General features: G+C 33.9%; 18 protein-coding genes and 4 pseudogenes. 11 read left to right on the top strand and 11 right to left on the bottom strand.

The window, feature by feature from the left end; translation table 11 throughout:
• Positions 1 to 7: 7 nt before the first annotated feature.
• On the top strand, positions 8 to 784 hold the full coding sequence (locus BAQ48_RS22360; protein ID WP_071712887.1) for a hypothetical protein: 777 nt from the start codon (positions 8 to 10) through the stop codon (positions 782 to 784).
• 106 nt (positions 785 to 890) lie between these two features.
• Here BAQ48_RS22360 and BAQ48_RS22355 read toward each other — a convergent pair whose 3' ends face one another.
• The 5 genes from BAQ48_RS22355 to BAQ48_RS22335 form a co-directional block, all read right to left on the bottom strand.
• Entirely contained in the window at positions 891 to 1,226 is a 336-nt protein-coding gene (locus tag BAQ48_RS22355) for a single-stranded DNA-binding protein (protein WP_071712886.1), read from the bottom strand.
• A 158-nt stretch (positions 1,227 to 1,384) separates the two neighbouring features.
• Complete coding sequence (locus BAQ48_RS22350; protein WP_071712885.1) at positions 1,385 to 1,639, bottom strand: DUF4318 domain-containing protein; 255 nt, start codon at positions 1,637 to 1,639, stop codon at positions 1,385 to 1,387.
• Positions 1,640 to 1,745: 106 nt separating this feature from the next.
• Entirely contained in the window at positions 1,746 to 2,477 is a 732-nt protein-coding gene (locus BAQ48_RS22345) for a Bax inhibitor-1/YccA family protein (RefSeq protein ID WP_001260655.1), read from the bottom strand.
• A gap of 75 nt (positions 2,478 to 2,552) precedes the next feature.
• A complete protein-coding gene (locus tag BAQ48_RS22340; RefSeq protein ID WP_071712884.1) occupies positions 2,553 to 4,448 on the bottom strand; it encodes an ABC-F family ATP-binding cassette domain-containing protein in 1,896 nt (631 codons plus the stop codon).
• On the bottom strand, positions 4,445 to 5,092 hold the full coding sequence (locus BAQ48_RS22335) for an HD domain-containing protein (RefSeq protein WP_071712883.1): 648 nt from the start codon (positions 5,090 to 5,092) through the stop codon (positions 4,445 to 4,447). Before BAQ48_RS22335 ends, BAQ48_RS22340 begins: the two co-directional genes overlap by 4 nt.
• 109 nt (positions 5,093 to 5,201) lie before the next feature.
• Between BAQ48_RS22335 and BAQ48_RS22330 the strand changes: the two genes are divergently transcribed.
• From BAQ48_RS22330 to BAQ48_RS22320, 3 genes and pseudogenes are all read left to right on the top strand, one after another.
• The gene (locus BAQ48_RS22330; protein ID WP_071712882.1) at positions 5,202 to 6,014 is read left to right on the top strand and encodes a hypothetical protein; all 813 of its coding nucleotides are present in this window, start codon (positions 5,202 to 5,204) and stop codon (positions 6,012 to 6,014) included.
• Between the two features lie 456 nt (positions 6,015 to 6,470).
• Positions 6,471 to 6,812, top strand: a pseudogene (locus tag BAQ48_RS22325) (T7SS effector LXG polymorphic toxin); the annotation flags it as partial.
• A gap of 20 nt (positions 6,813 to 6,832) precedes the next feature.
• Positions 6,833 to 7,051 (top strand): bacteriocin immunity protein, encoded by a 219-nt coding sequence (locus BAQ48_RS22320; RefSeq protein WP_003193833.1) that lies wholly within the window; start codon positions 6,833 to 6,835, stop codon positions 7,049 to 7,051.
• Positions 7,052 to 7,098: 47 nt separating this feature from the next.
• Here BAQ48_RS22320 and BAQ48_RS28435 read toward each other — a convergent pair.
• A pseudogene (locus tag BAQ48_RS28435) lies at positions 7,099 to 7,431 on the bottom strand (thioredoxin domain-containing protein); the annotation flags it as partial.
• 243 nt (positions 7,432 to 7,674) lie between these two features.
• Between BAQ48_RS28435 and BAQ48_RS22310 the strand changes: the two are divergent.
• The 3 genes from BAQ48_RS22310 to BAQ48_RS22300 all read left to right on the top strand — a co-directional run bounded on the left by BAQ48_RS22310 (position 7,675) and on the right by BAQ48_RS22300 (position 9,991).
• On the top strand, positions 7,675 to 8,127 hold the full coding sequence (locus BAQ48_RS22310) for an SMI1/KNR4 family protein (protein WP_071712881.1): 453 nt from the start codon (positions 7,675 to 7,677) through the stop codon (positions 8,125 to 8,127).
• Positions 8,128 to 8,984: 857 nt separating this feature from the next.
• Entirely contained in the window at positions 8,985 to 9,326 is a 342-nt protein-coding gene (locus BAQ48_RS22305) for a YolD-like family protein (protein ID WP_071712880.1), read from the top strand.
• Between the two features lie 305 nt (positions 9,327 to 9,631).
• Positions 9,632 to 9,991, top strand: coding sequence for a hypothetical protein (locus BAQ48_RS22300; protein ID WP_242660488.1), 360 nt, complete (start codon positions 9,632 to 9,634; stop codon positions 9,989 to 9,991).
• Between the two features lie 23 nt (positions 9,992 to 10,014).
• Here the strand turns inward: BAQ48_RS22300 and BAQ48_RS22295 are convergent, their stop codons facing one another.
• Positions 10,015 to 10,395: a hypothetical protein gene (locus BAQ48_RS22295; RefSeq protein ID WP_071712902.1), complete on the bottom strand. Its 381-nt coding sequence runs from the start codon at positions 10,393 to 10,395 to the stop codon at positions 10,015 to 10,017.
• A 309-nt stretch (positions 10,396 to 10,704) separates the two neighbouring features.
• Here BAQ48_RS22295 and BAQ48_RS22290 point away from each other — a divergent pair.
• Positions 10,705 to 11,295 (top strand): annotated as a pseudogene (locus tag BAQ48_RS22290) (beta-propeller fold lactonase family protein); the annotation flags it as partial.
• A 464-nt stretch (positions 11,296 to 11,759) separates the two neighbouring features.
• On the opposite strand, the gene BAQ48_RS22285 reads toward BAQ48_RS22290, so the two are convergent.
• Complete coding sequence (locus tag BAQ48_RS22285; RefSeq protein ID WP_000427793.1) at positions 11,760 to 12,035, bottom strand: stage V sporulation protein S; 276 nt, start codon at positions 12,033 to 12,035, stop codon at positions 11,760 to 11,762.
• Between the two features lie 434 nt (positions 12,036 to 12,469).
• Here BAQ48_RS22285 and BAQ48_RS22280 point away from each other — a divergent pair, with 434 nt between their 5' ends.
• Positions 12,470 to 13,054, top strand: coding sequence for a preprotein translocase (locus BAQ48_RS22280; RefSeq protein WP_071712879.1), 585 nt, complete (start codon positions 12,470 to 12,472; stop codon positions 13,052 to 13,054).
• Between the two features lie 195 nt (positions 13,055 to 13,249).
• Here BAQ48_RS22280 and BAQ48_RS22275 read toward each other — a convergent pair whose 3' ends face one another.
• The 3 genes from BAQ48_RS22275 to exsG all read right to left on the bottom strand — a co-directional run bounded on the left by BAQ48_RS22275 (position 13,250) and on the right by exsG (position 15,664).
• Complete coding sequence (locus BAQ48_RS22275) at positions 13,250 to 14,806, bottom strand: esterase/lipase family protein (protein ID WP_415783885.1); 1,557 nt, start codon at positions 14,804 to 14,806, stop codon at positions 13,250 to 13,252.
• A gap of 280 nt (positions 14,807 to 15,086) precedes the next feature.
• A complete protein-coding gene (locus BAQ48_RS22270) occupies positions 15,087 to 15,296 on the bottom strand; it encodes a hypothetical protein (RefSeq protein ID WP_071712877.1) in 210 nt (69 codons plus the stop codon).
• 215 nt (positions 15,297 to 15,511) lie between these two features.
• A complete protein-coding gene (gene exsG / locus BAQ48_RS22265; RefSeq protein ID WP_071712876.1) occupies positions 15,512 to 15,664 on the bottom strand; it encodes an exosporium protein ExsG in 153 nt (50 codons plus the stop codon).
• A gap of 208 nt (positions 15,665 to 15,872) precedes the next feature.
• Between exsG and BAQ48_RS22260 the strand changes: the two are divergent.
• Positions 15,873 to 16,826 (top strand): annotated as a pseudogene (locus BAQ48_RS22260) (excalibur calcium-binding domain-containing protein).
• 184 nt (positions 16,827 to 17,010) lie between these two features.
• Positions 17,011 to 17,718: an iron-sulfur cluster repair di-iron protein gene (ric, locus tag BAQ48_RS22255; RefSeq protein WP_071712875.1), complete on the top strand. Its 708-nt coding sequence runs from the start codon at positions 17,011 to 17,013 to the stop codon at positions 17,716 to 17,718.
• Positions 17,719 to 17,814 lie beyond the last annotated feature (96 nt).

The raw sequence follows: 17,814 nt of genomic DNA, 5'->3' as shown, positions 1-17,814 counted from the left end.
ATATTACATGGAAAGAGAGAGACTTTTAAAAAATGTAAAAACACTGATAAAAATGCACTCTCAAGGGCTTATAGGTGGAGAAACAATGCCTGAAGACGTTTTGATTGGTGTTATTCCAGAGGATGAATTAATGGATGTTTTAACACTAACTATGGCATTGAATTATCAACGAAATTCCTATACATTATGGGAATCCGCTGTAAAAGCGTATCAAGATGAAGAAACAAAATGGATTTTCAATCTACACGCTGCTGCAAATAGCGATATTAATCTGCTCCGAAGTTCGTTACTTTTTCATCGCGTAGGATTACAACCTAACCGTCATCCAGAGATTTGGAAACGTGTAGCAAATGGCATAGTAAAATCTTCAGCAAAGGGAAATGTACAAAGCCTTATTGAATCTGTTCAATTTGATATTTCTTTCTTAAAGAAAATAATACAAGGAACACGAAAATCTGATTTCCCTTATCTTTCTGGACCAAAAATCTTCAATTACTGGTTATATACCTTGGAGAATTATGCAAATGTCACTTGGAATTCTCGTGAACTTATTACTATAGCCCCGGATACACATATTTTGAAAGCTACGGTAAAGTTAGGACTATGTTCTTCCAAGGTATTAGTTGGAACTGCTGAGGACCGACAGACAGTAGCTGAGATATGGGAGAATGTACTGACTGGTAGTGGTTTGACCCCAATTGATATCCATACTCCATTATGGTTGTGGAGTCGTGCAGGTTTCCCGCAACTTTCAAGCTTGGAAACATTACAAAACAACACCTAATAAAAATGGATAAAAAATAAATCTATATTTTTTATCCATTCCTTTAAGTTTTATCAAAATACTCTCATAGAATTCTATCGAACCTATTATTTAAAGCCTCATTTTATTACGATGCCCCCTCCCGCCTTCTCTCCAAAAATGTAATACTCTCAATCACAACTTCCGTTCTATATATTCTCTTTCCTTGTTCATCATCGTAATTACTCGTTTGAATACGCCCGGTAATCCCAACAAGTGACCCCTTTGTACAATATTCAGTTACATTCTCAGCCGATCTTCGCCAAACGACACAATTAATAAAATCGACTTGTTGTTCACCTAAACTATTTCGAAAACCTCTATTTACCGCAACACATATTCGTGCATAAGCGACGCCTTGTTTTGTGTAGTATAATTCTGGTTCCTTTGTCAATCTACCGATTAATACAACTCGATTCATCATAAGTTATACCACCTCACATATTTTTCTTCATTGTAAAGAAAAATATGTGAGGAGTAAAAAATGTAAAATAATATATTTTATAATAAAAAATATTTTTTTATATCTTATAAAAACCAAAAAGAAACCTTACATACTTTAAACATGTAAGGTTTCAAAATTTATACTTCACTGCAGGAAATGTAATAGCCTCCACGAGCCATCTTTATTTCAACACGGTACATTACATCTTTTATGTAAAAAGTAATCGGTTTTACTTTACTCTCAAATTTAAGTTGTTCATTACATTCAATCGCATACTCTTTGATAGCTGAAGTAATAACTTCTGATGATGGATATGTTAAAGCATCATCTAGTTCTATGAAAAAACTTTTAGAAAATAGTTTTTTTATAGTCCCTTTTTTCTCTTTCATCATGTTCCATCCCCTTCAATTTAAGGTTATCAACATCCACATTATACCATATCATCAATTTATCTTTGAAAATAAAAAAATCCTGCATATTTCATGCAGGATTTTTTTATTAGTCATTTTTCGTAAAGTAAGAAACGAAACGAAGAATTTCTAAGTATAACCATACTAATGTAAGCATTAGTCCCATTGCAGTGTACCACTCCATATATTTCGGAGCTTGACTACGTACACCATTTTCGATTAAATCGAAATCTAGTAATAAGTTTAATGCAGCAACTACGATAACAACTGCACTAATAATAATACCGATTGTACCACCTTGGTGAATGTACGGCACAGTTACACCAAACATGTTTAGAAGAAATACGACTAAATACATAACCATAATTCCAAGTGTTGCTGCCATCACGCCTGTACGGAATTTATCCGTTACTTTTACTACACGTGTTGCATATAACACTAACATTGCAAATAGAATTGAGATTGTTAGTAATACAGCATTTAAAACGATAGAATCGCCAAATTTCATTGTATAAACTGCTGAAATACTTCCTAACACAACCCCTTCTACCGCTGCATAGATTGGTGCACCAAAAGGTGAAATACGCGGGAAGAACATAGACGCAAATGCGATGATTGCCGCAACGATTAAAGCACCAATTAATACTGGCATCTTCATCGTCCCCTGCATCATCTGTATGTATGAATAGACAGACGTTGCAAGTAGCAAGATAAGCATAATGAACGTTTTGCCTACTGTTCCGCCAATCGTCATCGCAGAAGCGCTTGCTCCCTCTTTACGGAATGCCTCTTTTTTCAACATTGGATTAGATGTTCTCATTTTTTCCCTCCTAAAATAGGTTCTACCAATAGTGTAAAGTTTTTCTCTTTACTTTTCAATATATGCAGCTTGTTTTTATTTTAAACCTTCAACGATGTCTGATAGTTCACTCCATCTTTCCATCTTTTTTTCTAGCTCTTCTTCTGTTTTCTGCTGTGCTTCAGATAATTCTTGTGCCTTTGTGAAGTCAGATCCAACTTTCGCAAGTTCTTCTCCAATTGACTCAATTTTCTCTTCAAGTTCGGCAATTGTATCTTCAATCGTTTCCCATTCACGCTGCTCATTGTATGAAAGTTTACGTTTACGTTGTTGTTTTGGAGCTTCTTCTACTACTTTTTTCTCTTTTTGAACTTCCGCTTTCTCTATAAGTTCTCTCGTTTTTTCCATTTCTAAATAATCTGTATAACTACCTAGGAACTCACGCACTTCGCCTCCGCCAGTAAAGATGAACAGTTCATCTACTACTTTATCTAAGAAGTAACGGTCATGCGATACAGTTAAAACGACACCTGGGAAATCTTCTAAATAATCTTCTAGTACTGTTAATGTTTGTGTATCTAGATCGTTCGTAGGTTCATCAAGTAAAAGTACGTTCGGTTCTCCCATTAATATACGTAATAAGTATAAACGTCTTCTTTCACCACCAGATAGTTTACCAAGCGGTGTACCATGTGAATGAGTCGGGAATAAGAAACGTTCTAACATTTGAGATGCACCAATTACTTTTCCATCTGTCGTATGAATAACTTCTGCAATCTCTTTAATATATTCAATCATACGCTGATTTAAATTCATCTCTTCATTTTCTTGCGTATAATAAGCAACTTTTACAGTTTGTCCTACCTCAACTTCACCACTATCAGGAGATAACTTACCTGCAAGCATATTTAATAGGGAAGATTTCCCGCTTCCATTCGCCCCAATAATTCCAATACGATCACCCGGTTTCACAATATGATTAAAATTATGTAATACCGTCTTATCGCCAAATTTTTTCGTTACATCTTTTAACTCAAGTACTTTCTTTCCTAGGCGACTTCCACTTAGTGCAATATCAACTGACTGTTTTGCAGCTGGTCCTTCTTGCCCTTTTAATTCGTCAAAACGCTGAATACGTGCTTTTTGTTTTGTTGAACGAGCTTTTGCCCCACGGCGAATCCATGCTAGTTCACGACGATATAAGTTTTGACGTTTTGATTCTTGCGCAATTTCTTGTTCTTCACGAAGTGCTTTCGCCTCTAGAAACGTACTATAGTTACCTTCATAACTATATAGCTTTCCGTTGTCTAATTCGAAAATACGATTCGTCACACGATCTAAGAAATAACGATCATGGGTAACAAGTAATACCGCACCTGTATATCTTGCTAAATATTCTTCTAACCATTCAACTGTCTCATGGTCAAGATGGTTCGTAGGCTCGTCTAAAATTAATAAATCAGGTGTTTCAATAAAACATTGTGCCATTGCGATACGTTTTTTCTGTCCACCAGATAAATTCCCAACAATTGCAGTGAAATCTGTAATTCCTAATTTCGTTAAAAGAGATTTCGCATTTGCATTTGCTTCCCATGCACTCATTGCATCCATACGTTGCTGCACTGCAAATAATTGTTCCTGTACTTTTTCATTACTTGGATCTTTTTCAATATTTAACAGTGCTTTTTCATAATCACGAAGAAGACGAATTAAAGGTGTATCACCATGAAACACTTGCTCTAATACTGTTAGTTTTTCATCAAACTCTGGTTGCTGTGATAAATAACTTATTGTATACCCACGTGAATGCGTCATATCACCTGTATCAGGAGTTTCTAATCCTGCAATAATTTTTAATAATGTCGATTTACCAGTACCGTTTACACCAATAATTCCGACACGTTGTCCTTCTGTAATACTACATGATAATCCATCAAATAACGGCTTTTCTCCATATGATTTTGATAAGTTCTCCACAGTTAACATTTTCATATTTGTGCATTCCACTCTTTCATAAATTGTTCAATAAACTGTTCCATATAACAATGACGAACTTCAGCCTCTTTTTTTGCTGCATTCGTATTCATTAAGTCTTTTAATTTCAATAATTTTTCATAAAAATGATTTAAAGATGGATCATTATTTTTTCTATACTCTTCTTTCGTCATTACTTCACGCGGCGGAATAGTTGGATCATACATTAATCTCCCTTTCGCTCCGCCATATGCAAATGTACGTGCAATTCCAATTGCTCCAAGGGCATCTAAACGGTCCGCATCTTGAACAATTTTACCTTCAAGTGACTCAACTGCTCCGCCGTGTCCACCCTTATAAGACATGTTAGCAATAATATGAAGAATATGTTTCCCTTCTTCCCCATCTACATGTAATTCTTCTAACCAATCAGAAACTTTTTTCATTCCTGCTTCTTCACTTTCATTTAACTTTTCATCTGCTACATCGTGAAGTAATGCTGCCATTTCAATTATAAAACGATTTCCCCCTTCTTGCTCAGATAAAGAAATCGCCAGTTTATGTACGCGCTCAATATGATACCAATCATGCCCACTCGCATCTTTTTCTAAAATATGTTTTACAAAAGTAATTGTTTTTTGAATTTTTTCTTGTTTTGTCATTTTATCTTCACCCAGTTACTTATTGTAACACGCCCGCATTTTTTCATCACATATTTTCTTGTCCGCCCATACACTAGGTGGTAGGCATCATCATGAAGGAGGAATAAATATGTTCTATAATAATCAACCGCCTTACCCAAGGCAACCATTTTACCCTCAGCAACAGGAGCAAGAACAAAGATATACAGAACAATATGAAGAACAAGAGTTACAACAGCAAGAGCAACAATATGAACAAAATCCATATGCAACACCACAGAACCAAGGACCTGGATACCCTCAAAACCCTTATGACACACGTCCAAATTTTGAATATCCTCAAAATCCATATGCAGAATCGCAAACTCAAGAACAACAATTTCAACAAAATCCATATGCAGTACCGCAAACTCAAGAACAACAATTTCAACAAAATCCATATGTAGTACCGCAAACTCAAGAACAACAATTTCAACAAAATCCATATGTAGCACCGCAAACTCAAGAACAACAATTTCAACAAAATCCATATCCAACTCAGCCACAACAACCGCAATACCAACAACAAATGTATCAACCAAACTACGACGCACGTGTTTCACCACCTAAACCACCAACAATTGATCCAACGCAACCACAAATTTTACCACCAGGACCAACATTAGATATTACACAGCCACAAATTTTACCACCTGGCCCTATAACAGAACCTACGCAACAACAAATCCAGCAAGTTGTCGGTACACAGTTCTTACCTTTTAAAAAGCCTGTGCTAGATTTCGTAAAACCTTGGGTAGATTACGGTTTAAATGAAGCAAAACATACATCACATAAACACGCTTTAACTGAAGTTGCTGCAATTATGTTTTTAGTTGGGAAAGGATTTAATCCGACGATTGCGCATTATATTGTAGAATCTTGGGAGAAGAATGAGCAGTTTTAGGGTTGTTCATTTTATGTTTTATAAAACGATAAAAGTGTCACAAATGCCTGTTATACAAGCATTTGTGACACTTTTTATTTGTTATATTATATTCTATTCCAAAAGGAAATTTCATCTTAATTCACGTGTTTTCATATTATTTGTGAGCAAAATGTGAGCAAATAATAGCCTTTTAATTAAACTGTACTAGGGCGATTTTCATTTTAAAAACCATTCATTCAACATAAATTCCCACAATAAATAGGTATTATCGGGATTACCTATTGAGAACTCTAACAAACACATATGTTGTAAAATACATTTTTTCGAGGAAACTTTAACCATTTATTGTTATAATTATATCCGCAATATTTTCCCAGGAGAGTTCCTATAAAGAACAATAGGATAATGGACATACATATTAGGCACTCCCCTTCTTTAATACGTTCATAGAAATATAGAAAGGGTTTATACGATGGGACAATTGGTGTTATTCCGCAAGAAATTCGAAATAAGTTGGTTGGAAAGGAATTCAAATCATTCGATGAATTTAGAGCTGAGTTTTGGAAAACAGTTGCTGATTCGAGCTACGCAAACGAATTTAATCGCATGAACAGGATGAGGATGCTGGAAGGTAAAGCACCTTATACTCCCGGATCAGAGCAGTATGGAGCACATAAAGTGTATGTCTTACACCACAAGCAACCTATTCATCAAGGGGGCGATGTCTATAACCTTGATAACTTAATTATTGTATCTCCTAAGACTCACCAAACCATTTTAGACCCTGCTTATCATTTTGGAAAAAAAGGGTTATAAATTTATAAGGGGTAGATAACATGAACAGTAAAATGACTAAAGATGAGCTTATTAAACTTGTAGAACAAATATGTGATCCTAAATTACCAGATGAGTTGGGTAGTAAGTATATTGATATCTTAAAGGCGAATGTGCCTCACCCAGCTCCGAGTGACTTGATTTTTTGGGATTTTAGAGACTTAACTCCAGAAGAAATAGTAGAGATTGCTTTGAACTACAAAGAAAAAGAAGAGAAATAAAATATTAACGGACAAGCTGCCCACCTAAAAATGGGCGGCTTTCTTCATTATCTAAGCCAACTTACATAAAAATCACTAGCCGTAATATAGTACTTATGCCCCTTCGAATTATAAACACGATACTGTGGATACCCATTGACATTTACCTTTGCGTCGATTGTAAATCCAAATCCTACGTCAACTGTACCAGCAACATCTTTATCCTGCCAAGAAGGAGCATCATAAAAACGTAGATTGTTAACTTTCGAAACAACTCGCTTCCCTACAATAGAGGAATCTACTGTACTTTTCTTGTTAAACTTCACATAAGATGGATCGTTCTTAATCCATTGTTCTCCACTAAGATTTAACCAACCATCCTTTTCAGCCAATACAGCATAATATAAATCATTAGCATCAATTTATTACTTTCCCATTTGTATTTCACCTCTACGTTATACTACATTACCTATTGAGAACTCTAACAAACACATATGTTGTAAAATACATTTTTTCGAGGAAACTTTAACCATTTATTGTTATAATTATATCCGCAATATTTTCTCAGGAGAGTTCCTATAAAGAACAATAGAATAATGGACATACATACTAGGCACTCCCCTTCTTTAATAGGGGGTATTAAAATGAATAATGTTACTTGGATTGGGGTAAATAAAAAAGAAATTACAGATGAACATATTCAACAAGTAGAACAATATTTGGGTGTTAAATTTCCTAATGATTTTATTGAATGTGTAAAGAAATATGATGGTGGCTATCCACGGCCGAAAGTGTTCGATATACAAGGACTAGACGAAAGTACATTTAATGATCTATTAACTCTACATATTGATGATAAATATTCGATAGTTCAAAAATATGAGAATATAAAAGATAGATTAATGGATGGGGTTTATCCTTTCACAAGTGATTCTTTTGGCAATTTCATATGTTTTGATTATCGAAGCAACCCTGAATCACCAACAATCATATTTTGGGATCATGAGGAGGAAGAGATAGAAGATTCACTCTACCCTGTTTGCTCAACATTCACAGAATTACTTAATAGTCTACATGCTTTCGAAGATGAAGAATAAAAGAAGAGCACCTTGAAGTGAGGGTAAACATTACATAAAGTTGGTATGATTCACTTAATTTAAGGGGAAAGATTATATGAAGGTTATTCAATCTATATTTAAAGGATTTCGTTTAATAGGTTTAATCGTAAGGCCAATACTTAAAGCATTATCTAAAAGTAAATTCTAATTATATAGAAATAAAAAACTGTCATTTAAATAGGCGATTTTTCTATTTCCCTCTTCCTTTTCTCCTATCTAAAAGTGTCACAAGTGCCTGTTATTCAAGCATTTGTGACACTTTTTATTTGTTATATTATGTTCTATTTTAAAAAGAATTTCATATTTTTTCATGTGTTTTTATATTATTTGTGAGTAAATAATGGCCTTTTAATTAAACCGTATTAGATCGAATTTCATCTTAAAAACAATTCATTTAACATAAATCTCTATGATAAATCTTGAATTACAATCATCTTGATAAATAGGTATTACCGTTCTCATTGTTGAACTTGTATGCGGAAGATATATTTTTGTTTTAATACCGTTTCATCTTATTTCATACCGTGCATTAAATCTAAGTTTGTTTAATAACGTTTTTCTGTGATATCACTACTTATTATTAATTCGTGGTTGTTTTTATTGAAGCAAAAATTCGAGTAAAACGTGTGGTTTTGTCTATCCATATTTTAGACAAAATGGTAATGACAAAAGAGTGATTTTTTAATTTACAATTTAGTTGGATTAAACAAAGAGTGGGGTTCTACATTTAATAAGAACCCTATTAGAGATACACTATATTTTTATAAACAATACCAACATCTCAAAAGTTTGATATAATCATACAGTTATTAATAGCAACTAGGGAGATATACAGCATGAACTATACAAATATGCCAAAAGAAATAGGAACGGCTAAGCGGACGCCATTCGCTTCGATACCGAAGAAGTTCATCGGTATTGGTAAGATTATAAAAAAACAAACAAAAGTGGAGCATCCTACATTAACCCAAGACGAACAAGAAATGATTGAAAACAAGTTATTATGTGCATACCTTTCTGAAGAGAAGATATCGATTACTTATTATAGAGATGGTCATTTGCTAACTAGATATATGACTGTAACTGACATAAATCCGATAAAGAATTTAATAACTTGCACTGATGCATCCTATAACAGAATTTTTCTTAATTTTATAGATATAATTGATTTAAGATAAAAACATACAACTTCCTAAATATATCCAAAAATATCAGACTTTGAAATAGGAAATCTGATATTAAGAGACAATACTATGAAGGTTATAAGGTCTCTTTTCAGAGCATTTCGTTTGTTGAGTAAAATCATAAACCCTATATTAAAAGCATTATCTAAAAGTAAATTCTAATTACATAGAAATAAAAAACCGTCATTTAACTAGGCGGTTTTTCTATTTCCATCTCTCTTTCCCCTATCTACACATCCACAATTTACTGTCCAATCCTCCCCCTATCCTTCACATAACATGTACTAAAAAGGAGGCGCGTGATTTTCATGTCAAATTATTATTACGACCATTCATGTAAGCGCTATCGAAAGAAGCGTAAAAAATGCGACTGTGAATGCCATTGCCACCCACGATATCAAACGTTAACATCTGGACCTTTATTCCGTAATACGGATACGGACACGGACTTCATTCAAGTTTCTGCACTTAATCAAACAGACGAACCACAAACTGTAACTATAGCGGTACAAAATTACCAAGAGACTTGTGATGGTGATGTATTCCCTTCATATGGCTATCTTTGTGGAGAGTTAATTAACGATGACAATGGCGGTTCGGATGATGAAGTAAGCAATGGGAATGGCAACGGAGGATGTATCTATTGTGAGCCTGAGTGAGTAAATTTCTTATTAGAAAAGGATTATTTTATATAGATTACTATAAGCATCCATAAGGCCAAGGCACCAACGATACCGAGCGCTATACGTGTAGATAGTACCCTTACTTCAAAGTCTGTTTTCTTGGAGGGTTCAGGATATGCAATTATGTAAATACCCTTTAATAATGCAAGCCATGCAATAACCGTTAGGAACCCCTGCCAGTTGAATACCCATACATTATGTAGAATTACAGTACCTAATCCTAGGAAAATCGATAGAAAACCATACATAATACCAAATCCTCTGTCTTCAACCACTAATTTTTTTAAGTCACGTAGCACCGACGGACGGACGAAAAGTATTCCCGATATGATAACCGTCATCCATCCCCAGAACAGCCCTAAAAAAGTACTAGTTTCCATTATTATTTCACTCCTCTCAATCATATTTATATTTCAGATATTCCCTCCTTTAGAACAATTCCAGCACTTTTATGTATAGGCTAAAGTCTGTTCTTTTTTAATACAAACATTCCCTATTCAATGCCCATCCTTAATCACCTCATTTCTCTACGAAATGAAATTTTTACCATAAAAGTAATTATTAAATATTTTACGCTTATACATTATAATGGAATAGTTATTGTATATTGGCATTAAGAGAAGCGCCCTGATTAAGCGCTTCTCTTTTTTTATAAAGTGAAACTTTAATCAGTGGGGGTTTTGTTCAGTATTGATACTGCTACCAATACAGTTAGCGCTACCATTCCTGTTGGCAACGCTCCGCAAGGAATCACTGTTTCTCCAAATGGAACCTTTGCATATGTTGCAAACGAATTAAGCAACACAATTTCTGTTATTAATACCGCTACCAATACAGTTAGCGCTACCATTCCTGTTGGTATTCGTCCTAGAATAATCGTTTTCACACTAGATGGCACTCGTGCTTATGTTACAAATCAAAACAGCGGTACTGTCTCTGTTATTAACACCGCTACAAATGCAGTTATTGATACAATTAACGTAGGTACCGAACCAGTTGGTATAGATATTACACCAGATGGCACTCTTATTTATGTTGTAAATAAAGTTAGCAATAATGTATCGGTGATAAACGTGGCGACAAATACTGTAATCGATACAATTCCTGTTGGCTTATCCCCTGATCAAGTAACTATCATACCAGATGGCACTCTCGCCTATGTTACAAACCAAGCTAGTAATACTGTTTCTGTCATCAATACTGCTACAAATACGGTTATTGATACGGTCCCAGTAGGTGTTGCTCCAACTGGGATAGCAACCGGATTTATTTGTGAATAATATAAAAGTGACAGAGAGACACTAATCACGTTTCTCTGTTCTTTCATTATTTTCATAAAACAAACAAATGTTTACATAGACAAAACATAGATTTTATATAGACATGTACAATTTTTGTTCATGTTTTTTAATTGAAACATACAAATAAAATGGTGGTAAGTAATTATCTTTATCATTGAATAATTTTTATTTCGGCACCTATACTGGGTGCTCTTTTTTGATACTGACAAAATAACGCTTTTGTTGAAAAATAAAATTAAAATAACGAATATTTTATATTATATAAAACTAAAAAAGTGTCACAGATGCCTGTTATATAAGCATTTATGACACTTTTCATTTGTAATATCTATGTTTGTTACTAAGAATGCGGCTTTACGACATTATGCATAGACTTATTAATAAAAAAGGAAAAGGCCGATTTCTATCGTCCCTTTCAAACTACATCTTATTAACACTCTTTCCTAAGACCTTTTCTTTCTAGGACCTACAATTAATTTAATTGCTGTTCTTTCTTGATCATTGATAGAAATCTCTTGAAATGCTGGAACAAAAGTCAAATCAATACCACTTGGAGCGACAAATCCTCTTGCAATCGCAATTGCTTTGATTGCTTGATTTAAAGAACCAGCCCCAATCACTTGAATTTCCACATTGCCATTTGCTCTTAGTACACCTGCTATTGCGCCTGCAACTGAATTGGGACTTGATTTTGAAGATACTTTTAATATATTTTCCATATAAGTTGCTCCCTCTACTATTTAATCACTCTTTCGTTACGAATTAAAATATTTCAACGTATCTTTAACTACTATTCACACCAAAAGCAAACAATGCTATATAACTACATTCATTCGATACTTTTCGTCTTCTTCCTGCCCAGCTGCACAAATAAAAAAGCAATGACTAAGAGCTCTAATATACAAACATTAAAATGTTAGAAGTTCACTTTACGATAACATGCGTGCAATTAAGATTAGTAAATGTTTCTTTTTCAGGTGGAATTAATATACAAAGCGTTTCTTCTATACGTAAATCTATGAAAAAATTCATCCCTGGAGCACTTTATACTCCAAATCTATTTCCTTTTATAGTACAAGCATACACGCCAATTATGGTTCATTTGCATAAACTACTATGCGTCTTAAATTTATTAATAATAGGAGGTCATATATTGGGTTCATACTATCATTCTTCAAACTCGTATAATAAATGTTCATGCAAATCTTCTTCTAGTTCATATAAAAAATGTCCATGCTCCTCTTCTTCTAGTTCATACAAAAAATGTTCATGCCACGATTCACATAAACCAGCTAAGCCAGCTTACGGAACTTTTTGGCAAACTGAATTTATAACTGTCCCTTTCGGCAGTTCTTTTCCATTTAATCACGTTGGGCCAAAGGTAGGAGGAGTTTCTTTACTAAATCCAACTACTCTACAAATTAGTCAAGCTGGTGATTATAGAGTTTCTTTCATTTCCAGTATTAATACTACTTTAAATCCTGTATTTCCACATATTCCAGTTATAACTATATTTTTAAACAACAATCCACTTGCTAATAGCCAAGGTGATTTCGCTTTTCAAATGAATACCTCAGCAAATAATGAATGCCTTCAACTAGTTGGTGAAACTATCGTTACGGTTCCAGCTAATGCAACTCTGCAACTTAGAAATAATAGCGGCTTTAATCATCAAAGTATTGTAACTTGTGATAATGGTATAAATTCACTTGAATTAACAGTTACAAAACTAGGTTAATAGTATTCCGTCACATTCAGATGCTATTTCAGCATCTTTTTTTATTGAATAATGTTCTTTTGATTCCCATCATCTCCTTCATAGAACATAAATTTTCATCGTATATTTCTGTTAATCTAATAAACATGAAAAAGTACCGAACCCTTCTCCTACAAAAGTTCGGTACTTTTTATATTAAAAACATCTCATTCTTTTCTACTTCTCCACATAAACCGACTTAACTAGCGTACGACTATATGGTTGTCCTTCTTTATTCATCCCTTTTATATCCATCGTTACGTTATATACCCCTGGTTCCTTTATGTCTTTCAAAGCACCTGTAAATGTATTGTTATTAACATTTTGTAATTCATTACTTTCAGATACTAGGTTCCCTTCTTTATTAACGACTCTTACCGTTATTGAAAGTTTACCTTTCATTTCAGGTGCTGTAGGAGATTTTTTAAGTTTATACTCTGATTTGTTTACTTTAACCTTTGAGGGCATTTGAAGAACAAATGGCGCATCATTTTTATAATCGCTTACAACTAAATAAGCATCTTTTGACTGCTTCGCCATCATTTTAACTTTCCATTCTCCTACATCCATTTTATCAAATTTAAATGTTCTAATTGTCGCCCCACCAAAGAAAGATTCACCTTCTCCAGTAGTTATAACACTATCCTTATTTGTATACATCTTTCCTTTTGGAGATATCATTTGCACGTCTACATCAGAAGAAGCTGTTAATATAGAAACTATCCCTTCCGCCTTTTTATCAACCGTAACAGTTTGTTCGATCCACTGATTTTCTGGCAATTCTCCCCCTAAAATATTTTGATTTGAAGTTGTATTTAATTGTTCTATATTTTCATTTGAACTAGCGCTAGATGTCACTAATGTTGGCATAGTTACACTTGCTGTACGTAAATATGGTTCAATTCGTGAGAAAACGGCTGACCCTTTTCGTATATTGTCATGATCAAACTTTGAATCTGTAAATAAATGTGTTCCATATGGTAACTTAGCACTCCACTCATTTACTAACCCATCATTCGAACCGTACGATGACAAATACAAACCGCCCATAGATAACGCAGAAAATACTGGCCCCCAGCTTGTACCAGTAGCTGTATAATAACGGTTTAATTTAACTGCAGGATTATTATCTATTGTAGAACGAAATTTTGCCATTTCTCCCATTTGTAATGAGTACGTACCATCATCTTTTTGACCTAATATAGAAGCAAGCCAACCTGCCCACCAGCTATATGATAAATCTGCTAAATTTGATCCGTGATGCGGTGTAGCGAGTGTAATAACATTTCCAACAAATCGATTCGCTCCATATCCAACTAGTGCAGCTTGTGTATCGATACCACCTTTACTATGCGCTACAATATTAACTCTTTTACCGAAATGATTATATATTTCTTCAAGTTTTTGTGCTAACAATTTTCCGTTGTCCCACTGACTAGCCGAGCCTTTCCCCGCAGCATCATATAATTGTATAAATACGGTTTGATATCCCGCTTTCAAAGCGTAGTCATACATATCATTTATATCGTGATATACTGTCTGTCCATACCAACTATCCGCATTACCATTCCTTCCTTGGACAAACAGGATTGGAGGCTTACTCTCATCATAATTAGTTGGCTTTTGACCTAAAAACCAATCCCCAGGTGCAAATACTTCTTGATCAGGAAATCCTGTTTTAAGCTCTTTTACTCCCTCTGCCTCTACTTTCGTACTAACAGCCATTGGAATCATAATAAAAAATGCGAGAATTAGTATTGTACATCTTTGCAAAATCCTCATTAACATTCCCCCTTTTTTGAAAGGAAGCACTATTTTTATTTTAGTTATTTATTTCTAACTTTCTTTTGCATATACAATAAATAGTAACTGTCCTTCCTTATAAATCGTTATTCTCGCAACATTTACTCATTCCTTTTCTTAATAAGCGCATTAAAAATTTCTCAATACAGTTCTCACAAAAAAGCTGCGTATAAAAGGTCTTGTTCATAACCGTTTATACGCAGCTTCTTTATTATAAATCAATGACATACTCATCATCATATTTATCGTATTGGAGCCCTGATCCTATTTTTAATTCCGTAACTTGATCCCTTAAGAACGGTGTAGCTTCCGTTTGACAAATAGCAATTTCAATTCCATATTTTTTCGTTAAATGAGCTAATTCTATTAAAAACCACTCTCTTCGCAATACAACTGGAATATCAAATGTTCGTCTTTTCATATATAATAGCACCTCTTTTATTTTCATAACTTTAAAAAATTCACTCCATACATTTCTTAAGACTAGTGTTCATCAATAACAGCAAATGAAACATTATAGTATATGCATGTCCCTTTTAAACGTGCTATTACAAAAATAACATTTAAGTTAACATAATATAATTATGTATAAGTAGAAAGAGGCTTGTCCTCCTCTTTCTACTATAGAGATTTAAATTAAGAACATCTTGGTACACCAAAAGCTAAAAACAATCCTGCAACTCCCGCTGTAATCGGTACTTTTAACGTAATAACATCGTCCACCTTCGTTACTAAAAAGTACGCATTACCTTCTTGTAGTATACAATTTACTAACAATTGAAATTCCATTCAGCTCTCCTCCTTTCAATCGATATACTATACTTTATGAATTTTCTTTCAAAAAGTAATAGGATTTATATCTATTTTTCTTTATATACAGAATAAATGTTTATAAGTCTATTAAAAACATCAATTTTCTAAATTTATATAAAACGTGTAATATCCAATAAGTTCCTATATAATCAATAGTGAAAATCTTATAAATAGAGGTATGAAAATGGCTATTTTGAGTAATATTGGTGTAGCTTTATTTTTAATTGCTATCATTCTTTTAATCTTATGCATCGTTTCATTCTTTAAGAAAATGGAAAAGCAAAACAATATGGTCGTCCTGCCGTTATTCTTTTTATGATTTCGATTGTATTAATAATAACTAGTGCTGAGACTTCTAATAACCCAATTGTTGAATTCTTTTCTATTTTAAGTTTTGTTTTATTTGTTTTCTTCCTTGTGCTAGCAATCTTATCTGTAATTAAAAAGACAGGTGTAGCAAAAAAACAATTTATTATTACAGCTGTTTTATTTGTCCTATTTGTTACATTCTCAAGTATTTCAGCTCCCTCTTCTGAAAAAACAACAGCAACTAACCAAAAAGTTGCCTCAAACAATGAAGAACAAAAAGATAGCGAACAGAAAAAAGAACTAGAAAAGAAAGAAGCGGACGAAAAAGTTCGTAAACAAGAAGATGAAAAACGTAAAGCCGATGAACTAGCTCGTAAGCAAGAAGATGAGAAACGCCAGGCTGATGAACTAGCTCGTAAACAGCAAGATGAAAAACGCCAAGCTGATGAACAGGCTCGTAAACAACAAGAAGAACAAAAGCGTCTGGCTGATGAACAGGCTCGTAAACAGCAAGAAGAACAAAAGCGCCTGGCTGATGAACAAGACTCGTAAACAGCAAGAAGAACAAAAGCGCCAAGCTGATGAGCAGGCTCGTAAACAACAAGAGGAACAACAACGACAAGCTGATGAACTAGCTCGTAAACAACAAGAAGAACAGCAAAAAGCTCAACAAGCTCAAACAAAACCCGCTGCAAATAACAATAGTAATGTAACTTACAAAAATTGTACTGAAGTAAAAAATGATGGAAAAGCTCCATTATATAGAGATCAACCAGGTTATAGCTCTAAACTTGATCGCGACGGCGATGGAGTTGCATGTGAAAAATAGTAATAAAAAAGAAGCTTACTAGAAGCTTCTTTTTTATTGTAACGTCTTACATTTACTACCTCTTTCTCTTTTTAGACGAGTTCTCAAAAATGACACATATTAAGTGATTTATATCACCACACTCATTTTAATTTATTGCTATTCTTGGTTTAGTTATCACATTAAACTTTATGGAGGCATTCATATGGAACATACATTTACTGAAACTTCTATTGTCGGTGAGATTGTTACACAATTTCCGAAAGCTAGTGATCTTTTTAAATCATATAGAATAGACTTTTGTTGTGGCGGTAATAAGCCACTGATTGATGCAATTCATGAAAGAAATTTATCAGCAACAGAAGTACTTACAGAGTTAAATACGCTTTATCATAATACGAAACTCTTAAATGAATCTGAAATAGATTGGAAAAACGCTTCTTATCACGAATTGATTGATTATGTAATTAATAAGCATCATCGCTATTTAAATGAAGAATTACCACAGTTAAGCCCTTATGTAACGAAAGTATTACGCGTTCATGGGGCAAGTCAGCCTCATTTAGCTCAAATTCATAAGCTATTTCATGAACTTAAAATGGAATTAGAGCAGCATTTAATTAAGGAAGAAACGGAAGATTTCCCATTAATTTTAGAATTCGAACGAAATCCAACTGATGAAAACTATGCAAAGTTACGTAAAGTAGTAGATGAACTAGAAAGTGAGCACAATCATGCCGGAAATATTATAAAAGAACTTCGTAAAGTGACTAATGACTTTACTCCTCCAGAAGGAGCTTGCGGCACTTATCGACTTGTTTATCAACGCCTTGAAGCGCTCGAGTCTGATTTATTTGAGCATATTCATTTAGAGAATAATATTTTATTTCCTCGTGCAATTACACGAGCATAAATATAGCGCAGGATATGAGTAAAAATACTCATGTCCTGCTTTTTCATTTTGCGAAAAATATCCACCTCCCCCTCATACAAATCCGAATTTTAACAA

The organism is Bacillus luti (genome assembly GCF_001884105.1).
Taxonomy (GTDB): domain Bacteria; phylum Bacillota; class Bacilli; order Bacillales; family Bacillaceae_G; genus Bacillus_A; species Bacillus_A luti.
The sequence above is the reverse complement of the archived record's forward strand: the minus strand, read 5'-3'. Positions and strand labels throughout refer to the sequence as shown.